We start from the raw sequence: 21,311 nt of genomic DNA, 5'->3' as shown, positions 1-21,311 counted from the left end.
CTCGCCTGTGAGTTCACCACCCGCGCCCCACCAGTCCCGTTTCGCTCGCACCGAAAGAACAGCCATGCGTCCGACCACCAATCCGGCCCGTCCGCTGCGCGGGCTCGCGGAGCTTCTCGGGATCGAGTGGGACGGCCGGGACGGCACGTCGGCCACGGGCATCACGCACGACTCGCGGGCGGTGCTCCCCGGCGACGTCTACGCGGCGCTGCCCGGCGCGCGCGCACACGGCGCGCAGTTCTCCGGCCAGGCCGCCGACGCGGGCGCGGCGGCGATCCTCACCGACCCCGCCGGCCGCGACCGGGCGGCGGCGGCGGGCCTGCCGGTCCTCGTGGTGCCGGACGTCCGCGCGCGGCTCGGCGACGCCGCCTCGTGGGTGTACGGCGATCCGGGACGCGACATCACGCTCATCGGCGTCACCGGCACCAGCGGCAAGACCACCACCGTGTTCCTGGTCGACGCGGGCCTGCGCGCGGCCGGGATCGAGACGGGCCTGGTCGGCGGCGTCGAGATCCGGGTGGCCGGCGAGCGGGTGCCGAGCGCGCTCACGACCCCCGAGGCGACCGACCTGCACGCGCTGCTGGCGATGATGCGCGAGCGGGGCGTCGGCGCCGCCGCGATGGAGGTGTCCAGCCACGCGCTCGTGCAGGGCCGCGTCGGCGGCGCCCGCTACGAGGTCGCGGTGTTCACGAACCTCTCGCAGGACCACCTCGACTACCACCCGACCATGCAGGACTACTTCCTGGCGAAGGCGCGGCTGTTCACGCCGGAGTACTCGCGCGTCGGCGTGGTGAACCTCGACGACCACTACGGCCGGGAGCTGCTGGAGATCGCCGCGGTGCCGACGACGACGTTCTCCGCGTCCGGTGACCCGGCGGCCGACTGGCGGGCCGAGGACGTGCGCGTCGGCGCCGACGGCAGCGTGTTCCGCGTCGTCGGGCCCGGCGGCATCGAGGCGGACGCGGAGGTCCGGCTCGCCGGGCCGTTCAACGTCGCCAACGCGCTCGCCGCGCTCGTCGCGCTGGTCGAGGCGGGCATCCCGCTGCAGGCCGCCGTGCACGGGATCGCGTCGCTGCCCGGCGTCCCGGGCCGGCTGGAGCGCGTCGACGAGGGCCAGGACTTCATCGCCCTCGTCGACTACTCGCACAAGCCCGGCGCGGTCGAGGCCGTGCTGAACGCGCTGCGGCCCGTCACCGAGGGGAACCTGACGGTGGTGCTCGGCTGCGGCGGCGACCGGGACCGCGGCAAGCGGCCGCTGATGGGGGAGGCCGCCGCCCGGCTGGCCGACACGGCGTTCTTCACCAACGACAACCCGAGGTCGGAGGACCCGCTCGCGATCCTCGCCGCTATGGTCGAGGGCGGGCTCAAGGTGCCGCAGCCCGAGCGCGCGCACATCGTCGTGGAGCCCGACCGCGCCGCCGCGATCGGGCTGGCCGTCGGCCGGGCCCGCCGCGGCGACGTCATCGTCGTCGCGGGCAAGGGCCACGAGCCGGGGCAGAACGTGGCGGGCGAGGTGCATCCGTTCGACGACCGCGAGGTCGTCCGCGCGGCGCTGCTGCGCCGGGCGTCCGGCGGCCGGTCACAAGGGACTAGAGGGGACGGGACGCAGGCGTGATCCCACTTCCGCTGGCGACGATCGCGGAGATCACGGGAGGGACCGTGCACGGGCCTCCGGACGTCGTGGTGAGCGGTCCCGTCGTCATCGACTCCCGCGCCGTGGAGCCCGGGGCGCTGTTCGCGGCGCTCAAGGGCGAGCGCGCGGACGGGCACGACTTCGCGGCCGGCGCGCTGGCCGCCGGGGCGGCCGGAGTGCTCGCGCAGCGTCCCGTCGAGGGGACGGCGGAGGGGCCGTGCGTCGTGGTGCCGGACGTCCGGGAGGCGCTCGGCCGGCTGGCCCGGGGCCTGCTCGAACGGCTGCCCGGCGTGACCGTCATCGCGGTCACCGGCTCGGCCGGCAAGACCTCCACCAAGGACCTCATCGCGCAGCTGGTGGGCCGCGCCGGGCCGACCGTCCACCCGCCGGGCTCGTTCAACAACGAGATCGGGCTGCCGCTCACCGTGCTCCGCGCGGACGCCGGGACCCGCCACCTCGTCCTGGAGATGGGGGCGCGTGGGATCGGTCACATCGCCTACCTGACCGGGATCGCGCGGCCCGACGTCGGGGTGGTGCTGAACGTCGGCACCGCGCACGTCGGGGAGTTCGGCAGCCGGGAGAACATCGCCCGCGCGAAGGGCGAGATCGTGGAGGCGGTGCCCGCGGGCGGGACCGCCGTCCTCAACGCCGACGACCCGCTGGTCGCCGCGATGGCCGCGCGCACCAGGGGCGAGGTCGTCACGTTCGGCCGCGCGCCGGACGCGGCGGTCCGGGCCGTGGACGAGACGCTCGACGAGCAGGGCCGGGCCCGGTTCACCCTCGTCACGCCGGAGGGCTCGGCGCCGGTCGCGCTGCGCCTGCACGGGGCGCACGCCGTCCCTAACGCGCTCGCCGCGGCCGCCGCCGCGCGCGCGGCGGGCCTGCCGCCGGAGACGATCGCGGACGCGCTGTCGGCGGCGACGCCGGCCAGCCGGTGGCGGATGGAGGTCACCGAGCGGGCCGACGGGGTGACCGTGGTGAACGACGCCTACAACGCCAACCCCGACTCGGTGCGCGCCGCGCTCGACGTGCTCGTGCACATGGCGCGCGGGCGCCGCGCCTACGCGGTGCTGGGGGAGATGGCCGAACTCGGTGACTCCGCCGTGGCGGAACATGCCAAGATCGGGCAGCATGTCGCGCGCAGCGGGATCGCCGGGCTCATCGTCGTCGGCGCGAACGCGGCGGCGATGGCCGAAGGGGCCGGGCAGGTGGCGTCATGGACGGGAGAGTGCGTGCAGGTGGATGACGTCGGCGCGGCGGTGACCGCGCTCAGCGGGCGGCTCGGGCCGCGGGACGTCGTACTGGTGAAGGGCTCTCGCGTGGCGGGACTGGAACGGGTGGCCGAGGCGCTTCTCGCGGAGGCGGCCCGATGACCAACATCATCCTCGCCGCGGGGGTCGCACTGATCTTCGTGATGGTCGGGACGCCGGTGTGGATCCGGATCGTCAACCGGCTCGGCTACGGCCAGATGATCCGCGACGAGGGCCCGGAGGCGCACCTCAAGAAGCGCGGCACCCCCACGATGGGCGGGGCGGTCTTCATCGTCGGCGCGCTCGTCGGCTACGCGGCGGCGCACCTGTTCACCGGCGAGGAACCGACGATCTCCGGCATCCTGGTGCTGTTCCTGATGACGGGCCTCGGCCTCGTCGGGTTCGTGGACGACTACATCAAGGTGTTCAAGCAGCGCAGCCTCGGCCTGCGCAGCGGCGCGAAGATGATCGGCATCATCCTGGTCGGCGTCGTGTTCGCCGTGGCGTCGCTGAACTTCCCCAACGGCTACGACGTCACCCCCGCCGACCCCCACCTGTCCTTCCTCCGCGACTTCGGCCCCTCGATCGGCCCGTACCTGTTCGTGATCTGGGCGCTGCTGCTCATCGCGGCGATGTCCAACGGCGTCAACCTGACCGACGGGCTGGACGGCCTCGCCGCGGGCCCGGCCGGCATGGTGCTGGCGGCCTACGTGATCATCGGGAACTGGCAGCTGCGCAACAGCTGCGCCGCCGCCCTCGCGCCCAACTGCTACAGCGTCCGCGACCCCCTCGACCTCGCGGTGGTGGCCGCGGCCATGCTCGGCGGCGTGTTCGGCTTCCTGTGGTGGAACGCCCCGCCCGCGAAGATCTTCATGGGCGACACCGGCTCGCTGGCCCTCGGCGGCGTGCTGGTCGGCCTCGCGATCCTGACCCGCACCCAGCTGCTGCTCGCCATCCTGTGCGGCCTGATCGTGATGATCACGCTCTCGGTGATCATCCAGGTCGGCAGCTTCAAGGTGACCGCGAAGTTCATGCCGCAGCCGAAACGGGTGTTCAAGATGGCGCCGCTGCAGCACCACTTCGAGCTGTCCGGCTGGGCCGAGACCACGATCGTCGTGCGGTTCTGGCTGATGTCCGCGCTGTTCACCGCGATCGGCATCGGCCTGTTCTACCTGGAATGGATGCCGAAGAAGTGAACCGCCCCTGGGACGGACTGGCGGTGTGCGTGGCCGGGCTCGGCGTGTCCGGCCGCGCGGCCGCCCGCGTCCTCGCCGGGCGCGGCGCCCGCGTCACCGTCGTGGACGCCCGCGACGGCGACGAGCAGCGCGCGCACGCCGCCGAACTGGAGGCGCGCGGGGTCACCGTCCGGCTCGGCGACGGCGAGAGCCTCCCCGCGGGCACGGAGCTCGTCGTGACGTCGCCCGGCTGGCGGCCGGACGTGCCGCTGCTCGCCGCGGCCGCCGCCGCGGGCATCGAGATCATCGGCGAGGTCGAGCTGGCCTGGCGGCTGCGGCCCGGCGGCCCCGGGGAGCGGCCGGGCGCGGCGCCGTGGCTGGCCATCACCGGGACGGACGGCAAGACGACCGTCGTGCGGATGCTGGCCTGCATGCTGACCGCCGCCGGCCACGACGCCCTCGCCGTCGGGAACGTGGGGACGCCGATCGTGGAGGCCGTCGCCGAGCCTTACGACGTGCTGGCGGTGGAGCTGTCCAGCTACCAGCTGCACTGGTCCAGCTCGCTCGCGCCGGAGGCGGCGGTCGTGCTGAACGTGGCCCCCGACCATCTCGACTGGCACGGCTCGATGGACGCCTACGTCGGCGCCAAGGGCAAGATCTACGCGCGGTGCGGCGTCGCGGTCTACAACGCCGACGACGACACGTCCGCGGCGCTCGCCGAGGGCGCCGGACGGCGCGTCGGGTTCACCCTCCGTATGCCGCGTCCCGGCGAGCTGGGCGTCGTCGAGGACCTCCTCGTCGACCGCGCGTTCACCGACGACCCCGCGAGCCGGGCCGAGGAACTGGCCGCGCTCGCCGACGTCCGGCCGTACGCGCCGCACAACGTCGCGAACGCGCTGGCCGCCGCCGCGCTGGCCCGCGCGTTCGGGGTGCCGCCCGAGGCCGTCCGGGAGGGGCTGCGCTCGTTCGTGCCCGACCCGCACCGCATCCAGCACGTCGCCGACATAGCGGGCGTCGCCTACGTCAACGACTCCAAGGCGACCCAGCCGCACGCGGCCGCCGCGTCCCTCGCCGCCTACGAGAGCGTCGTGTGGATCGCCGGGGGCCTCCTCAAGGGGCTGGACGTCGACGACCTGGTGCGTTCGTGCGCCGGGCGGCTGCGCGGCGCCGTGCTGATGGGACGCGACCGGCGGCGGATCGCGGAGGCACTCGCGCGACACGCCCCGGATGTCCCGGTCGTGGACGTCTCCGACACCGACACTGGGGCCATGGAACGCGTCGTCAACGAAGCCTCAGCCCTCGCCCGCCCCGGGGACACCGTGCTCCTCGCGCCCGTCGGGGCGTCCTTCGACATGTTCGCCAACTACCCGGCCCGGGGCGACGCCTTCATCGCGGCGGTGGAACGCCTCGCCGGGACGGCCGGCTCCGGGGACGTTCAGTAGCCGTGACCGCCGCGGCCGAAGACGAGGGCGGCGGGCGTCCGGGGCCACGGGAGCAGGTGGTCGCCGCCGTCGGGCTGCTCGACCGGCCCCTCACCTCCTACTACCTGGTGCTGGGCTGCTCGATGATGCTGCTCGCGCTGGGCCTGACGATGGTGCTGTCGGCCTCCAGCGTGAAGCAGCTCCAGGCGACCGGGTCGGCGTACACGCTGTTCCAGAAGCAGGCCGTGTGGGTGGCGATCGGGCTGCCCGCCATGTGGCTGGCGTCCCGGCTGCCGGTGAAGACGTTCCGCGCCCTCGCCTACCCGCTGCTGCTGCTGTCGATCGTCTGCCTGGCGCTGGTGCTCGTACCCGGGCTCGGCCGCAGCGCGGGCGGCGCCACCCGCTGGGTCGACCTCGGGCCGGTGCAGATCCAGCCGTCCGAGCTCGCCAAGCTCGCCCTCGTGCTGTGGGGCGCCGACCTGCTGGCCCGCAAGGACCGGCTCGGCCAGCTCACCGAGTGGCGGCCGCTGCTCGTCCCGCTGATGCCGGGAGCCGGCGTCCTCGTCCTGCTCGTCATGCTGGGCAGCGACCTCGGCACCACGCTGGTCCTGCTCACGGTGTTCCTGGCGCTGCTGTGGGTCGTCGGCGCTCCCGGCCGGCTGTTCGTCGGCATGGCCGGGCTCGTGGGCATGCTCGTGTCGATCCTCATCGTCGTCGAGCCGTACCGGCTGCAGCGCCTCACCGGCTACCTCGACCAGTCCGGCAACAAGCTCACCACCAACTACCAGGGCACGCAGGGGCTGTACGCGCTCGCCTCCGGCGGCCTGTTCGGCACCGGCCTCGGCGAGGGCCGCGCCAAGTGGGACTACCTGCCGCACGCCGACACCGACTTCATCTTCGCGATCGTGGGGGAGGAGTTCGGGCTGGTCGGCACCCTCGTCGTCCTCGGCATGTTCGGGATGCTCGCCTACGCCGGGCTGCGGATCGCGCGGCGGGTGAAGGATCCGTTCACCCGGCTCGCCGCCGCGGGCGCCACCGCCTGGATCGTCGTGCAGGCGGTCGTGAACATGGGCGCCGTGATCGCCGTCCTACCCATCACGGGGATCCCGCTTCCGCTGGTGTCCTACGGCGGGTCGGCGCTCATCCCGACGCTGTTCGCGCTGGGGATGCTGCTGTCGTTCGCCAAACGCGAGCCCGGCGCGCGGCAGGCACTCTCCGCACGTGGCCCCGGACCCGTCGTGAGGGCTCTAAGCTGGCTGGGTCTGGCACGGCGTTGAAATCCCCCCTTTCGACCACGCTGAGGAGTTGTCAACGAGCATGAGGGTTGTCCTGGCCGGCGGGGGCACCGCCGGACACATCGAGCCCGCACTGGCCCTCGCCGACGCGCTGCGCCGCAACGACCCCAACACCGGGATCGTCTGCCTCGGGACCGAGCGGGGGCTGGAGACCCGGCTGGTCCCGCAGCGGGGCTACGAACTCGCGCTGATCCCGCCGGTGCCGCTGCCGCGCACGCTGACGCCGCAGCTGCTGTCGGTCCCCGGCCGGCTGCGCGGCGCGATCAACGCGGCGGCGAACGTCCTCGACCAGGCCCGGGCCGACATCCTGGTCGGCTTCGGCGGCTACGTCGCCACCCCCGGCTACCTCGCGGCCCGCAAGCGCAAGGTGCCGATCATCGTGCACGAGGCCAACCCCAAGCCCGGCCTCGCCAACAAGCTCGGCGCCCGGTTCACCGAGCACGTCGCCGTCTCGCACGCCGACTCGCCGCTGCCGAACGCCACGTTCGTCGGCATCCCGCTGCGCCGCGAGATCGCCACCCTCGACCGGCTCGCCATGGGCGACAAGGCCCGCTCCTACTTCGGGCTGCTGCCCGACCTGCCCACGCTGCTGATCTTCGGCGGCTCGCAGGGCGCCCGCTCGCTGAACCAGGCCGCGGTGGCCTCCGCGCCGTACTTCCGGCAGGCCGGCATCCAGGTGCTGCACATCGTCGGGCCGAAGAACACCGAGGAGCCCGAGCCCGCGTCCGGCGGCCCGCAGTACGTCACGATCCCCTACTGCGACCGGATGGACCTCGCCTACGCCGCCGCCGACATGGCCATGTGCCGCGCCGGCGCGATGACCTGCGCCGAGCTGGCCGCCGTCGCGCTCCCCGCGGTGTACGTGCCGCTGCCGATCGGCAACGGCGAGCAGCGCCTCAACGCCGAGCCGATCGTCGCGGCGGGCGGCGGCATGCTGGTCGACAACGCCGAGCTGTCGCCCGACTGGATCGCCCGGAACCTGCTGCCGGTGCTGGCCGACCCGGGCCGCGTCGCGCACATGTCGGAGGCCGCCGGCCGGATGGGCCGCCGGGACGCCGACGTCGCGCTCGCCCGGATGGTGTACGACGTGGTCCGCTCGGCGGGCGCCGCGCGATGAGCCTGATCGACCCGGGGGAGGTCGTCCCCGCCGGAGAGCTCGGCAGGGTCCACTTCATCGCGATCGGCGGCGCCGGGATGTCCGGCATCGCCCGCATCATGCTGCGGCGCGGCATGGCGGTGTCCGGCAGCGACGCCCGCGACTCCGAGCTGCTCGCCCAGCTGGGCGACCTCGGCGCCAAGGTCTTTGTCGGCCACGACGCGGCGCACGTGGGCGACGCCGACACGGTGGTGGTCTCCACGGCGATCCGGGAGGCCAACCCCGAGCTGGTCGCCGCCCGCGAGCGGGGGCTGCGCGTCCTGCACCGGTCCGAGGCGCTCGCGTCGCTCATGGCGGGGCGGCGCGCCGTCGCGGTCGCCGGGACGCACGGCAAGACCACCACCACGTCGATGCTGACGGTCGCGCTCCAGCACGCCGGCGCCGACCCGTCCTACTGCATCGGCGGGCAGCTCGTCACCACGGGCCTCGGCGCCGACGAGGGCACCGGCGACGTGTTCGTCGCCGAGGCCGACGAGAGCGACGGCTCGTTCCTCAGGTACACCCCGCGCATCGCGGTCGTCACCAACGTCGAGGCCGACCACCTCGACAACTACGGCGGCTTCGACATGGTGAAGGAGAACTTCGCGCGGTTCGTCGACCGCGTCGAGCCGGGCGGGACGCTCGTGGCCGGCGCCGACGACCCGGTCGCGATGGAGCTCGCCGGCCTCGCGCGGGCGCGCGGGCTGACCGTCCGCACCTACGGGGAGGCCGAGGGCGCCGACCTGCGGGTGACCGGGTTCACCCCGCGCGGCCTCGGCTCCCGGTTCGAGATCGAGGGCGCCGGAGAGGTCGTGCTCGCCGTGCCCGGCCGGCACAACGCCCTCAACGCCGCCGCCGTCGTCGCGGTCGCCGAGGCCCTCGGGGTGGACGGCGCGTCCGTGCGGGCGGGGCTCGCCGCGTTCGGCGGCGCGATGCGGCGGCTGGAGCGCAAGGGCGAGGCGGGCGGCGCCGAGGTGTTCGACAGCTACGCCCACCACCCGACCGAGCTGACCGCCGACCTGGACGCCACCCGCGACTACCTGGGGGAGCAGGGGCGGGGCGGCCGGATCATCGCGGTGTTCCAGCCGCACCTGTACAGCCGCACCTGGTTCTTCGCCGCCGAGTTCGGCGCGGCGCTCGGCCTCGCCGACGTCGCGGTGGTGCTGGACGTGTACGGCGCCCGCGAGGACCCGGAGCCCGGCGTGACCGGCGCCCTCGTCGCGGACGCCGTCCCGGCCGGCACCGAGACCGTCTACGCCCCCGTCCGGGACGAGGTGCCCGGCATCGCGGCGTCCCTCGCCCGGCCCGGCGACATCGTGATCACGCTGGGCGCCGGCGACGTGACGCAGCTCGGGCCGCTCATCCTGGACCGGCTCGCCGGGTCGTGAGTGACACGCCGCCGCCGGCTCGGTCGGCGGCGCCGGGGGAGAGAACTGCCAAGCTTGGGTCATGACCGAGGCGCAGACGGACCGGCGCGCCGCCCCGGAGGCGGGGCCGGACGGGGCGCGCGGCCGCCCGAACCGGTGGAAGGCGATCTTCGTCGCGCTGCTGGTCGTCGGCGCGCTGGGCCTGGTGACCTGGGTGCTGCTCGGCTCCCGGCTGCTGGTGGTGCGGCACGTCGAGGTGGCCGGCGCCGGGCTGGCGCCGCGCGACCGGATCGTCGCCGCCGCCGGGATCGACCTCGGCACGCCGATGGCGCGGCTGCGCACCGGCGCGATCGGGGAGCGGGTCGAGCGGCTCCGCGAGGTCGAGTCGGCGGAGATCGAGCGGCACTGGCCGGGGACGGTCCGCATCGTCGTGCGCGAGCGGGTCCCGGTGGCGGTCTACGCGCGCGGCGGGCAGTACCACCTCCTCGACCGGCACGGGGTCACCGTGGCCGACGGGGTGTCCCGGCCGTCCGGGCTGCCGGCGCTGACGGTCGCCTCGGCCGGGCCGTCCGACCGGGCGACCCGCGCGGCGCTCACCGTGCTGACCGGCCTGCCGGAACGGCTGCGGCGCGGGATCTCCGAGGTCGAGGCCACCGGCCCGGAGGCGGTCACCCTGCACACCGGGGACGGGCAGACGGTGGTGTGGGGCGCCGCGGAAAGGGCAGAAGAGAAGATCAGGCTGCTGGACGCCGTGCGGCGCACCGCGGCCGGCCGCGCCATCCGCACCGTCGACATCAGTTCCCCCGAGGTCCTCAGGACCAAGTGATCAGGAAGAACTGATCCGGAGGAAGTGGGCCGGGTGCGTGTGTCGCGGCGATTCCGGCCGTCCGATCGGGCACGCTGGAACGGTCATGCCGGGCCGATGCGGACGAGGGGGGGACGAGCCGGGTGCGCGCGAGCCATGGAACGGGCAGCCGTCCGACGCCGACCAGGGCAGATCCGTGCCGGTTGCGACACGCCGGTGGAGTTCGGGGGAGGTTAGTTGACCCTGGCGGTAAGGCCGCCCTACTGTCCGTATCAGTCTTCAGGTTGACATAACTGTAAGCCTCAAGTTGAGGGTGAGGGTTTTGGCCCCGCCTCAGTGCACAGGTCGGGAAACCGCGGCGGCACGGTCGGTCAGACCGGGCAGGGCGGTCGGAGAGAGCGGAAAGGCCCCTCGTCGTGGCAGCACCGCAGAACTACCTCGCGGTCATCAAGGTCGTCGGCATCGGCGGCGGCGGCGTCAACGCCGTCAACCGGATGATCGAAGAGGGTCTCAAGGGCGTCGAGTTCATCGCGATCAACACGGACGCCCAGGCGCTGCTGATGAGTGACGCCGATGTGAAACTGGACGTGGGCCGCGAGCTCACCCGCGGCCTCGGCGCCGGGGCGAACCCCGACGTCGGCCGCAAGGCCGCCGAGGACCACCGGGAGGAGATCGAGGAGGTCCTCAAAGGCGCCGACATGGTGTTCGTCACCGCCGGGGAGGGCGGCGGCACCGGCACCGGCGGCGCGCCCGTCGTCGCCAACATCGCCCGCACGCTCGGCGCGCTGACGATCGGCGTGGTCACCCGCCCGTTCAGCTTCGAGGGCAAGCGCCGCGCGATGCAGGCCGAGGCCGGCATCGAGACGCTGCGCGACGAGGTCGACACCCTCATCGTCATCCCCAACGACCGGCTGCTGTCGATCTCCGACCGGCAGGTCAGCGTGCTGGACGCCTTCAAGGCCGCCGACCAGGTGCTCCTGTCCGGTGTCCAGGGCATCACCGACCTCATCACCACCCCGGGCCTCATCAACCTGGACTTCGCCGACGTCAAGTCGGTCATGTCCGGCGCCGGCTCGGCGCTGATGGGCATCGGCTCCGCACGCGGCGACGACCGCAGCGTCGCCGCCGCCGAGATGGCGATCTCCAGCCCGCTGCTGGAGGCCAGCATCGACGGCGCGCACGGGGTGCTGCTGTCCATCTCCGGCGGCTCCGACCTCGGCCTGTTCGAGATCAACGAGGCCGCGCAGCTGGTGTCGAACGCGGCGGCCCCGGACGCCAACATCATCTTCGGCGCTGTCATCGACGACGCCCTCGGCGACGAGGTGCGGGTCACGGTGATAGCGGCGGGTTTTGACGAAGGCCGCCCTACCAAGCCGGCCGTCGAGCCGGAGAGTAAGCGGCTTCCTCCGCCCCCGCCCCGCCCGGTGCCCGCGCCCGCGCCGCCCGCCGCCCCGGCCAACCCGATCCCCAGCCGGGTCGGGCGGTCCGAGCCGGCGGGCGCGCCGCCCGCCGGGCAGCAGCGGTCGCAGCCGTCGGTGGCGCAGGCCGCCGCCGCGCCGCACCCGCCCGCGCCGGCCCCGCCGCCGCGGGCCGAGGGCGACCGCGCGCAGGGCCGCGACGACCGGGCGTCCGGCCGCGACGACCGCGACGAGCCCGCCCGGCAGGACGCCGCCCCGGCCGGTCCGCCGGGCGAGCGCGACGCCGAGTCCGCCGGGACCCGCGCGCCCGCGCCGCGCCAGCCCACCGAGCAGAACCCGCCCCGCGTGCACGCGGGCGAGAACGACGGCGGCCCCGCCTCCTCCGGGCAGCGCCGCCGTCCCGTGGTGTTCGACGAGGACGACGACCTCGACGTCCCCGACTTCCTGAAGTGATCACCACCGTCGCCCTGGGCGACGGCGTCGGCGCCGCCTTCACCGGCCGCGCCGGCGGCGTGAGCAGGCCCCCCTACGACTCCCTGAACCTGGGCGGCGCGGTCGGCGACGACTCCGCCGCCGTGCTCGGCAACCGGCGGCGTGCCGCCGGAGCGCTCGGCGTCGACCCCGACCGCACCGTGTTCATGCGGCAGGTGCACGGCGCGGACGTCGCGTTCGCCGCCTCCCCCGAGATCCCCGGCCCCGCCGACGCGGTCGTCACGACCGTCCCGGGCCTCGCCCTCGCCGTCCTCGTCGCCGACTGCGCCCCGGTGCTGGTGGCCGATCCCGTCGCCGGGGTCGTCGGCGCCGCCCACTCCGGCCGTCCCGGCACCGCCGCCGGAGTCGTCCCGGCCCTGGTGAAGGCGATGTGCGAGCGGGGCGCCGACCCCGCGCGGATGACCGCCGCGATCGGGCCCGCCGCGTGCGGCCGCTGCTACGAGGTGCCCGCCGCGATGCGGGACGAGGTCGCCGCCGCCGTGCCCGCCGCGTACTCCACCACGTCCAGGGGCACGCCCGGCCTGGACATCCGCGCCGGCGTCGCCGAGCAGCTCGCGTCCGCCGGGGTCCCCGAGGTCGGCACCGACCCGCGCTGCACCATCGAGGACACGGGCCTCTTCTCCTACCGCCGCGAGGGCCGCACCGGCCGCTTCGCCGGATACATCTGGCTCAAGGACGACTCGCACGGGGACGGCGCGTGACCGGCGAGCCGAGTCTCTCCCCCGACGAGCGCCGGGCGGAGCTGGCCGAGGGCGTCGCCGCGGTCCGCGCCCGCATCGCCGCCGCCTGCGCCGCCGCCGGCCGGGACGAGGGCGAGATCACCCTCATCGCGGTGACCAAGACCTTCCCCGCCTCCGATGTGCGGCTGCTGGCCGGACTCGGCCTCACCGAGGTCGGCGAGAACCGCGACCAGGAGGCCCGGCCCAAGGCCGCCGAATGCGCCGACCTCCCGCTCACCTGGCACTTCGTCGGCAGGCTGCAGACCAACAAGGCCCGCGCGGTCGCCGGCTACGCCGACGTCGTGCACTCGGTGGACCGCCCCAGGCTGGTGTCCGCGCTGTCGGACGCCGCCGTCCGCGCCGGCCGGACGCTGCGCTGCCTCGTCCAGGTGTCGCTCGATGACGATGAACTGCGCCGCGGCAGGGGCGGCGCGGCCCCCGACGCGGTGCCGGGGCTGGCCGACGGGATCGCCGGGGCCGATGGCCTGCGGTTCGGCGGCGTGATGGCCGTCGCGCCGCTCGGCGCCGACCCGCTGCCCGCCTTCACCCGGCTCGCCGCGATTGCGGGGGAGATCAGGCGGAACCATCCGGACGCCCGGATCGTCAGTGCGGGTATGAGCGGCGATCTGGAACAGGCGATCGCGTGCGGCGCGACACACCTGCGGGTCGGTACGGCGTTGCTCGGCGGCCGACGGGCAATCGTCAGGTAATGTCCCCCCAGTGGTACCTGCCGGAACGCGGGCCGCCACGACGGAACAGTCCACCGGCGGGGCCGGACGCGCCCGGAACCGCCACCACAGGACACGGAGGGGCGTATGGCCAGCGCGATGCGCAAGATGGCGGTGTACCTCGGCCTTGTGGAGGACGACCGTTACGACGACAAGTACGGCGACTACGACGAGTACGAGGTCTACGACGACGAGACCGACCCCGGGCAGAGCCGCCGTCGCGAGGACGAATCCGGCGGTCAGCTTACCCGAGCGGAGGAGACCGCGGACCGGGATCGCGACCATCACTCCGCGTCGACGGTGGAGCGGCGCTCCGTAGCTCTCTACGAGTCCGGTACCACCGACCTCGCTCGTATCACTACCCTGCATCCAAGGACCTACAACGAGGCACGGACCATCGGGGAGCACTTCAGGGAGGGCACGCCGGTGATCATGAATCTGACCGAGATGGTCGACAGCGACGCCAAGCGTCTGGTCGACTTCGCGGCGGGTCTCGTGTTCGGCCTGCACGGGAGCATCGAGCGTGTTACGAACAAGGTGTTCCTGCTGTCGCCCGCCAACGTGGAGGTGACGGCGGAGGACAAGGCCCGGATGGCGGAACGTGGGTTCTTCAACCAGAGTTGAGAGTCGCATGCGAGAGAATCAGTGAACATCGCTGGACAGGTACTGACGTACCTCCTGTACTTCTTCCTCCTCTTCCTGATCGGGAGGCTGGTGCTGGAGGTCCTGCAGTCGTTCGCCCGCCAATGGAAGCCGTCTGGGGTGGTGCTGGTGATCGCCGAGGCGACCTACACCGTCACCGATCCGCCCCTGAAACTGCTGAGGCGTTTCATCCCGCCCGTCCGGCTGGGTAACGTTGCACTGGACCTCAGCTTCACCGTGCTCATCCTTGTGGTCTGGATCCTGATCATGGTCATTGGCTCCATATTCGGCGGTCCCTAGATCGATCGGATACCGTCCTTCGGGGACAGACTCCAAGCGCGCCAAGGAGACGAGAACATGCCGCTGACACCCGCCGACGTGCGGAACAAGCAGTTCAGTACCACCAGGCTGAGGCCGGGGTACGACGAGGAGGAGGTGGACGCCTTCCTCGACGAGGTCGAGGCCGAGCTCGACCGCCTCATCCAGGAGAACGAGGAGCTGCGGGCCAAGCTGGCCGAATGCCTGCGCGGCAAGGTTCCCGCCATGGCCGCGCCCATCGTGGAGCCGAAGCCGGACGTCCAGAAGATCCCCGAACCGCCTCGCCCCGAGCCGCAGCCGCAGCCCGAGCCGGAGCCCGTCCTCGGCGGCCTCGGCATGTCCGCCGCGCCCTCCGGCGAGGACAACATGGACACCGCGGCCCGCGTCCTCGCGCTGGCGCAGCAGACCGCGGACCAGGCGATCGCGGACGCCCGCCGGGAGGCCGACGAGACCCTCGGCCGCGCCCGCCGCGAGGCCGAGGAGATCCTCGGCAAGGCCCGCCGGCAGGCCGACCAGATCGTCAGCGAGGCCCGCTCGCGCGCCGAGGCCCTCGACCGCGACGCCCAGGAGCGGCACCGCCAGGTCATGGGCTCGCTCGTGCAGCAGCGCGAGGAGCTGGAGCGCGAGGTCGACAACCTGCGCGCGTTCGAGCGCGAGTACCGCAGCCGCCTGAAGGTGTACCTGGAGGGCCAGCTCCGCGACCTGGAGGCGGGCAGCACCGAGACCGGCGCGTTCGCCGCCGTCCCCGGCGCGGCGCCCGTCCAGTCCCAGCAGAACATGCCGCAGGGTCCGCAGACCGGCCCGCAGGGCGGCCTGCCGCACGCGGATAACCGCAACGGCACCGCCGGCGGCCCGGCGCCCGCGCCCGGCCAGTTCCCGCCGCCCGGCGAGCACGGCCAGCAGGTGCAGCACTCCGCGACCGGCGCGTTCCACGCGGGCGGCGACAACCCGCCGCACGACCGGCGCTGACCGCGGCCGCGCAGGCGATAGTGTCGTCCCGATCCCCGCGCCGGGCGTGGCAGCGGCGCCACCCCGGTGACTCCGGGCGGTCGTGCGGGACGGCGAGCGGGCCCTTCGCGCGGCCTGGAGCCGAGCGGTCCGAACGAGTGGGAGAGACCCTGTGATCATCCTGAGTGGCGTTCTCGTGGTGGTGGCGATCGCCCTGCTGGTAGCGGGAATCGTCGCCGGCGGCGGAGACAGCGCCCAGGTCTTCGGCCTGGATGCGCTGATGGTGATCTACATATCGATCGCCGTCAGCATCGTCTCCGCGCTGTGCCTGGCTCTCGGGGTTTTCCTGCGGCGCAAGGAGCTCTGGGGGCCCGGGGCCTCCGCGGCGCCGGCCCGCCCGAGCAAGAAGTCCAAGAAGGACAAGCGCAAGAAGGCCGCGCCCCCGTCGCCGGCCAAGACCGCCGCGAGCGTCCCGGCGGGCACCGCCCCGGCTCCGGACCCGGACGACGACGCGCTGGAGCTGCCCGCTCCGCCCGCCGATGTCCCCGACGACGCGCTGGTGTTCGTCGTCCGCGGCCGCAAGCGCTACCACCTCGACACGTGCCGGCAGCTCGCCGGGCGCGACACCGAGGAGCTGACCTACGCCGAGGCCAAGGAGGAGGGGTTCAGCCCCTGCACCGCCTGCCTGCCCGACACCGCACTGGCGGCGCGCGCCGCGGCGTCGGTGACCGCGCCCCCCGGCTCGCGCGGGGACGCCGGGCGCGAGCCCGGCCTGGAGCGCTCCGAGCGCGGCCTGGCGGGCCTCGCCAAGCCGGCGCCCCGCTCCGCGCCGACCTCGTTCGACACGCCCGGGTTCGACAAGCCAGGGTTCGACAAGCCAGGGTTCGACGAGCCGGGGAGCGGCACGCCCGGGTCCTCCGGCTGGGCGGCGGAGATCCCGCGGGCGGACGAGCCCGCGAACCCGGCCGGGCCGACCCTCACCGACATGCCCGTCGCGGGATTGTTCGGCAAGACGCCCGCGGAGGCGCCCAGGGCGCCGGAGACGGCCGGCGAGGCCGAACCCGCCGCGGAGGAGCCGGAGGCCCGCTCCGTCTGGGACGAGCCCGCTGAGACCGAGCCGGCGTCACCGGACACCACCGTCGACCTCGGCCCGGCTCCGTACACCGGCACGGGGGCGGCGGCCCCGAAGCCGCGGCACGGCTACGACGCGCCCGCGGAGCAGTCCGGCGACGCGGCCGAGGAGAGCGACGCCCTCGCGGCGGAGCCGGAGCCGGCCCCGGAGCCCGCATCCGAGCCGGAGCCGTCCGGCGCGGACGCCGCCCACTCTGCAGACACCGCGCACTCTGCGGACGCCGCCCACTCTGCCGACGCCGCGGACGACGAGTCCGCCGGCGAGCCGGACGCGGAGGGCCCGCAGGTGCGCATCCTGAGCGGCACCAAGCGCTACCACCGCGTCGACTGCGCCCTCATCGAGGACATCGGCGACGAGGCCGACGATCTGGAGTCGCTGTCCCGCGCGGAGGCGAAGTCCCGGGGCTGCACGCCCTGCCTGGTCTGCCAGCCCGACCACGAGCACGCCCGCGACTGACGGCCGGCCCTGACGGCCGGCCGTCCGGCCGGAAGCCCCCGGCTCAGCGGTACCGGCGCCGCTCCGCGCGCAACTCCCGCAGCCGCTCCCGGCGGACGTCCCGGCGCTCGCGGTGCAGTTGCCGCAGTTCCTCATGGTGCGCGCGGTGCAGCTCGTGGGCGTCACGGTGCCGGTCGTGGCGGCGGCGGCCCTTCTCGCCGACTGCGCGGCGCTTCACTGAGACGCCGCCGAACAGCACCATCCCGGTCAGCCGGATGACGGGCGCGTCCGGGTCCGCGGTGTCGTCCTCCGTCAGCTCGCTCCCGCCGAAGATCGCGGTGGGGGACCCCGCGACGCGGACGCCGGGCGGGACGGTGATGTCCACTCCGCCGAACACGCAGGTGACGTTGACGGTCACCTCGCTCCGGCTGAGGACGGCCTGCCGGAAGTCGAGTTCCACGCCGCCGAACACGCAGGTGATGTTGGTGGTGGGTTCGGCCAGCCAGCGGCCCTTGCGCTCCGCGCCCGCGAAGATCGCCACGATGTTGGGCGACTGCGCCGGGGGCGGCGCGAGGGCGGGCTCCTTGCGCAGGTCCACCCGGGGCCGCGGCGCCTGCTCCGCCGGCAGGTCGCTGAGGACGGGCTCCAGGTCGGCGTACGTCTTGGCCTTGTAGACGGCGTCGATGCGCTCGGCGTGCTCCTCCGGCGTGATGCGCCCCTCGGCGAGGGCCTCGCGCAGGCGGTCGGCAACCTCGTCGCGGTCGGCGTCCGACGCGCGCATGCTCGCGGGTGACGGTGGGGCCGGGCGTTCGGAGCCGGAAGGCTGCTCGGGAAGATTCACGGACCCATCATCGCAAACGCGATGTGTCGCGATGAACCCCTTGGCGGAAAGTTCTCCGCCGCGCCCGGATTCCGTCCCGGGCGCGGCGGAGCGAGATCACGCCTTGCGGAGGTAGTAGGTGAGGCCGAGGTCCTCGTCACGGGTCGCGGGGACGTCCGCTGGCCGCCCCTCGCTCACCGCGGCCGCGAGGACTTCGGCGGCCACCTCGGCGGTGTGGGCGCGCAGCGCCTCGGCGAGGTCGGTGCCGGTCGCCTCCCACCACAGCTCGATCCGGTCGGTGACCTCCAGGCCGGCGGCCTTGCGGCCCTCCTGGACGAGCCGGACGGCCTCCCGCACCAGTCCCGCGCGGCGCAGCTCGGGCGTGACGGTCAGGTCGAGCGCGACGGTCTCGCCGGCGGCGCTCTCCACCGCCCAGCCGCTGCGCGGCCGCTCGGTGACGATCACGTCGTCCGCCGACAGGGGCACCGTGCCGAGGCCCGCGGCGGCCACTTCCGCGTCACCCGCGCGCAGCGCCCGTACCAGCGTCGCCGCGTCGGCCGACGTGATCGCCTTGGCGACCTTCGGGGTGTCCTTGGCGTAGCGCTTGCCCAGTTCCCGGAAGTTCGGCTTGACCTCGTACTCGACCAGGTCGCCGCCGATCGAGGACAGCTCCTCGAACGCCTGGACGTTCAGCTCCGCGGAGATCTGCTCCCGCAGCTGCCCGGGCAGCGACGCCCAGCCGGGCGCGCCGACCAGGGCGCGGCCGAGCGGCTGGCGGGTCCGGACGCCGCTCGCGGCCCGCGCCGACCGGCCGAGCTCGACCAGCCGCCGGACGAGGGCCATCTGGGCGGTCAGGGCCTCGTCCACGAGGCTCTCGTCGACGGCGGGCCAGTCGGCCAGGTGCACCGACTCGGGGCCGTCCTCCGGCCGGATGACGTCCCACACGTGGTCGGTGATGAACGGCACCATCGGCGCCATCAACCGGGTGAGGGTCTCCAGGCACTCGTACAGCGTCGCGAACGCGGCCGAGCCCTCCGGGGTCTCCGGGCCCTCCCAGAAACGCCGCCGGGAGCGCCGCACGTACCAGTTGGACAGGTCGTCCACGAACTGCGAGAGGCACCGGCCCGCGCGCGCCGTGTCGAACTCCTCCAGCGCCGTGTCGACCTCGCGGACGGTGCGGTGCAGCTCGGCGAGCGCCCAGCGGTCCAGGAGGGGGCGGTCGGCCGGGGCCGGGGCCTCGGAAAGCCGGTCCGGCGTCCAGGCGCGGCCCTGCGCCTGCGCCGCGTTCGCGTACAGGACGAAGAACGACGCGGTGTTCCAGTACGTGAGGAGGACCTTGCGGACGATCTCCTCCAGGGCGCCGTGCCCGACGCGGCGGGACGCCCAGGGCAGCCCGCTGGCGGCCATGAACCAGCGCACCGCGTCGGCGCCGTGCTCGTCCATCAGCGGGATGGGCCGGAGCACGTTGCCGAGGTGCTTGCTCATCTTCCGGCCGTCCTCGGCGAGGATCAGCCCGAGGCACACGACGTTCTCGTAGGACGACCGGTCGAACACGAGGGTCCCGACGGCCATGAGGGAGTAGAACCAGCCGCGGGTCTGGTCCTGGGCCTCGCAGATGTACTGGGCCGGGTAGGAGTTCTCGAAGACCTCGTTGTTGCGGTGGGGGGCGCCCCACTGCGCGAACGGCATCGACCCCGAGTCGTACCAGGCGTCGATGACGTCGGGGACGCGGCGCGCCTCCGTCCCGCAGTGCGGGCAGGGGAACGTGACGTCGTCCACATACGGCCGGTGGGGGTCGAGTGCGGACAGATCCCGCCCGGCCAGCTCGCCCAGTTCTTTCAGGGACCCGACGCAGGTGACGTGGTCCTCGTCGCCACCGCAGACCCACAGCGGCAGGGGCGTGCCCCAGTAGCGGCTGCGGGACAACGACCAGTCGACGTTGTTGCGCAGCCACTCCCCGTACCGGCCGTGCTTGACCGTCTCGGGGTACCAGTTGGTCTTCTCGTTCTCCTCCAGCAGCCGGTCCTTGATCTGCGTGGTGCGGATGTACCAGGCGGGGAGCGCGTAGTAGAGCAGCGGCGTGTGGCAGCGCCAGCAGTGCGGGTAGCTGTGGTCGAAGTGCCCGCCGCGGAACAGCAGCCCGCGCGCGCGCAGGTCGTCGGTGAGGGGCTCGTCGGCGTCCTTGAAGAACTTGTTGCCGACCAGGGGCACCTCGCGCAGGAAGCGCCCGTCCGGCCCGATCGGGTTGACGATCGGCATCCCGTACCGCTTGCAGACCGCCATGTCGTCGCCGCCGAACGCGGGCGCCTGGTGGACGAGCCCGGTGCCGTCCTCGACGGTGACGTAGTCGCCCAGCACGACGTAGTGCGAGTCGGGGATGTCGACCAGGTCGAAGGGCCGCCGGTAGGTCGTCCGCTCCAGCTCGGCGCCCTGGAACGTGGCGAGCCGCCCGGCGCCCTCACCGAGAACCTCGTCGACCAGGGGCTCGGCGACGACGAGCACCTCGTCCGACCCCGCCGGCCGGGCCGCGACGTAAGTGACGTCGGGGTGGACGGCGACGGCGGTGTTCGACACCAGCGTCCACGGTGTCGTCGTCCAGATGAGCAGCGCGGCGCCCATCTCGGCGAGCGGACCGGACGTGACGGGCATCCGCACGTACACCGACGGGCTGGACACCGTCTCGTACCCGCCGGGCTGGCCCAGTTCGTGGTCGGACAGGCCCGTCCCGCAGCGCGGGCAGTACGGGGTGATGCGGAAGTCGCTGAACAGCAGGCCCTTGTCGAACACCTGCTTCAGCGACCACCAGACGGCCTCGACGTACTCGGGGTCCATCGTGCGGTAGGCCTGGTCGGTGTTGACCCAGTACCCCATGCGCTCGGTCATCTCTTCGAACGCGTCCACGTGGCGCAGGACCGACTCGCGGCAGCGGGCGTTGAACTCCGCGACGCCGTACTCCTCGATGTCCTTCTTGCCGGTGAGGCCGAGCTCCTTCTCCACGGCGACCTCGACGGGCAGCCCGTGGCAGTCCCAGCCGGCCTTGCGGGGGACGTGGTGGCCCTTCATGGTCTTGAAGCGGGGGAAGACGTCCTTGAACACGCGGGCCTCGACGTGGTGGACGCCCGGCATGCCGTTGGCGGTGGGGGGCCCCTCGTAGAACACCCAGGGCTCACCGGACGCGGTGCGCTCCAGCGACCGCTCGAAGACCTTGTTCTCCTGCCAGCGGCGCAGCATGTCCCGCTCCAGGGCGGGCAGATCGACCTGCGCGGGCAGCGGCCGAAAACCTCGGCTCACGATGGCGGACCTCCGGATCGACGTCAGACGTTGACCGGAGGGACGAGGCGCGCGGCCCCGCGGTACCACCCTCCTTGACCGCGCCGGACGGCACGGCCCGCTTCGTTCGAGTCTCGGCTGCCGGGTCTACCGCGCCCGCGGACCGGGACACCGGGTTCGCGGGCGGTTCTTCCGGCGGCTCAGGGGTGATCAGACCGCCGGGCTCGCCCCCGGGCTCGCACCGTCCCCGGGTCGCTCATGGCCGCGTTCGGCGGCAGGTGTCCCCATCAGGGCCTGCCGTGCGACTG

General features: G+C 73.8%; 17 protein-coding genes. 15 read left to right on the top strand and 2 right to left on the bottom strand.

Translation table 11 applies throughout. The features are described 5' to 3' along the window. Positions 1–64 precede the first annotated feature (64 nt). From AL2_RS07145 to AL2_RS07075, 15 genes are all read left to right on the top strand, one after another. Entirely contained in the window at positions 65–1,615 is a 1,551-nt protein-coding gene (locus AL2_RS07145; protein WP_067631126.1) for a UDP-N-acetylmuramoyl-L-alanyl-D-glutamate--2,6-diaminopimelate ligase, read from the top strand. Then, on the top strand, positions 1,612–3,006 hold the full coding sequence (locus AL2_RS07140; protein WP_067631125.1) for a UDP-N-acetylmuramoyl-tripeptide--D-alanyl-D-alanine ligase: 1,395 nt from the start codon (positions 1,612–1,614) through the stop codon (positions 3,004–3,006). Before AL2_RS07145 ends, AL2_RS07140 begins: the two co-directional genes overlap by 4 nt. Next, entirely contained in the window at positions 3,003–4,079 is a 1,077-nt protein-coding gene (gene mraY / locus AL2_RS07135; RefSeq protein WP_067631123.1) for a phospho-N-acetylmuramoyl-pentapeptide-transferase, read from the top strand. The genes AL2_RS07140 and mraY overlap by 4 nt, the downstream gene beginning before the upstream one ends. Beyond that, a complete protein-coding gene (gene murD, locus AL2_RS07130; RefSeq protein ID WP_067631121.1) occupies positions 4,061–5,500 on the top strand; it encodes a UDP-N-acetylmuramoyl-L-alanine--D-glutamate ligase in 1,440 nt (479 codons plus the stop codon). The genes mraY and murD overlap by 19 nt, the downstream gene beginning before the upstream one ends. 2 nt (positions 5,501–5,502) lie before the next feature. Beyond that, entirely contained in the window at positions 5,503–6,756 is a 1,254-nt protein-coding gene (gene ftsW / locus AL2_RS07125) for a putative lipid II flippase FtsW (protein WP_067631119.1), read from the top strand. A gap of 40 nt (positions 6,757–6,796) precedes the next feature. After that, complete coding sequence (murG, locus tag AL2_RS07120; protein ID WP_067631117.1) at positions 6,797–7,891, top strand: undecaprenyldiphospho-muramoylpentapeptide beta-N-acetylglucosaminyltransferase; 1,095 nt, start codon at positions 6,797–6,799, stop codon at positions 7,889–7,891. Next, positions 7,888–9,297, top strand: coding sequence for a UDP-N-acetylmuramate--L-alanine ligase (gene murC / locus AL2_RS07115; RefSeq protein ID WP_067631115.1), 1,410 nt, complete (start codon positions 7,888–7,890; stop codon positions 9,295–9,297). The genes murG and murC overlap by 4 nt, the downstream gene beginning before the upstream one ends. Positions 9,298–9,358: 61 nt before the next feature. Then, positions 9,359–10,102, top strand: coding sequence for a cell division protein FtsQ/DivIB (locus AL2_RS07110; protein ID WP_067631114.1), 744 nt, complete (start codon positions 9,359–9,361; stop codon positions 10,100–10,102). A 395-nt stretch (positions 10,103–10,497) separates the two neighbouring features. Then, positions 10,498–11,952 (top strand): cell division protein FtsZ, encoded by a 1,455-nt coding sequence (ftsZ, locus tag AL2_RS07105; protein WP_067631111.1) that lies wholly within the window; start codon positions 10,498–10,500, stop codon positions 11,950–11,952. Next, entirely contained in the window at positions 11,949–12,692 is a 744-nt protein-coding gene (gene pgeF, locus AL2_RS07100; RefSeq protein ID WP_067631109.1) for a peptidoglycan editing factor PgeF, read from the top strand. Before ftsZ ends, pgeF begins: the two co-directional genes overlap by 4 nt. After that, positions 12,689–13,420, top strand: a complete 732-nt coding sequence (locus tag AL2_RS07095) for a YggS family pyridoxal phosphate-dependent enzyme (protein ID WP_067631103.1) — start codon at positions 12,689–12,691, stop codon at positions 13,418–13,420. Before pgeF ends, AL2_RS07095 begins: the two co-directional genes overlap by 4 nt. 105 nt (positions 13,421–13,525) lie before the next feature. Continuing rightward, entirely contained in the window at positions 13,526–14,062 is a 537-nt protein-coding gene (locus tag AL2_RS07090) for a cell division protein SepF (RefSeq protein WP_067631100.1), read from the top strand. 21 nt (positions 14,063–14,083) lie between these two features. Beyond that, complete coding sequence (locus tag AL2_RS07085) at positions 14,084–14,380, top strand: YggT family protein (protein ID WP_067631098.1); 297 nt, start codon at positions 14,084–14,086, stop codon at positions 14,378–14,380. A 57-nt stretch (positions 14,381–14,437) separates the two neighbouring features. Then, the gene (locus tag AL2_RS07080) at positions 14,438–15,367 is read left to right on the top strand and encodes a DivIVA domain-containing protein (RefSeq protein ID WP_067631096.1); all 930 of its coding nucleotides are present in this window, start codon (positions 14,438–14,440) and stop codon (positions 15,365–15,367) included. Between the two features lie 151 nt (positions 15,368–15,518). Continuing rightward, positions 15,519–16,934: a preprotein translocase subunit SecG gene (locus AL2_RS07075; RefSeq protein ID WP_067631094.1), complete on the top strand. Its 1,416-nt coding sequence runs from the start codon at positions 15,519–15,521 to the stop codon at positions 16,932–16,934. Between the two features lie 43 nt (positions 16,935–16,977). On the opposite strand, the gene AL2_RS07070 is transcribed toward AL2_RS07075, so the two are convergent. Together AL2_RS07070 and ileS are read right to left on the bottom strand one after the other, a co-directional pair. Beyond that, a complete protein-coding gene (locus AL2_RS07070) occupies positions 16,978–17,694 on the bottom strand; it encodes a DUF1707 SHOCT-like domain-containing protein (RefSeq protein WP_083946148.1) in 717 nt (238 codons plus the stop codon). 156 nt (positions 17,695–17,850) lie between these two features. Further along, entirely contained in the window at positions 17,851–21,024 is a 3,174-nt protein-coding gene (gene ileS, locus AL2_RS07065) for an isoleucine--tRNA ligase (RefSeq protein ID WP_067631091.1), read from the bottom strand. Positions 21,025–21,311 lie beyond the last annotated feature (287 nt).

Origin of the sequence: Actinomadura latina NBRC 106108, from assembly GCF_001552195.1 — a bacterium.
Lineage (GTDB): Bacteria > Actinomycetota > Actinomycetes > Streptosporangiales > Streptosporangiaceae > Spirillospora > Spirillospora latina.
Note: the sequence above shows the minus strand (reverse complement) of the source record. Positions and strands in the feature narration are given on the sequence as shown.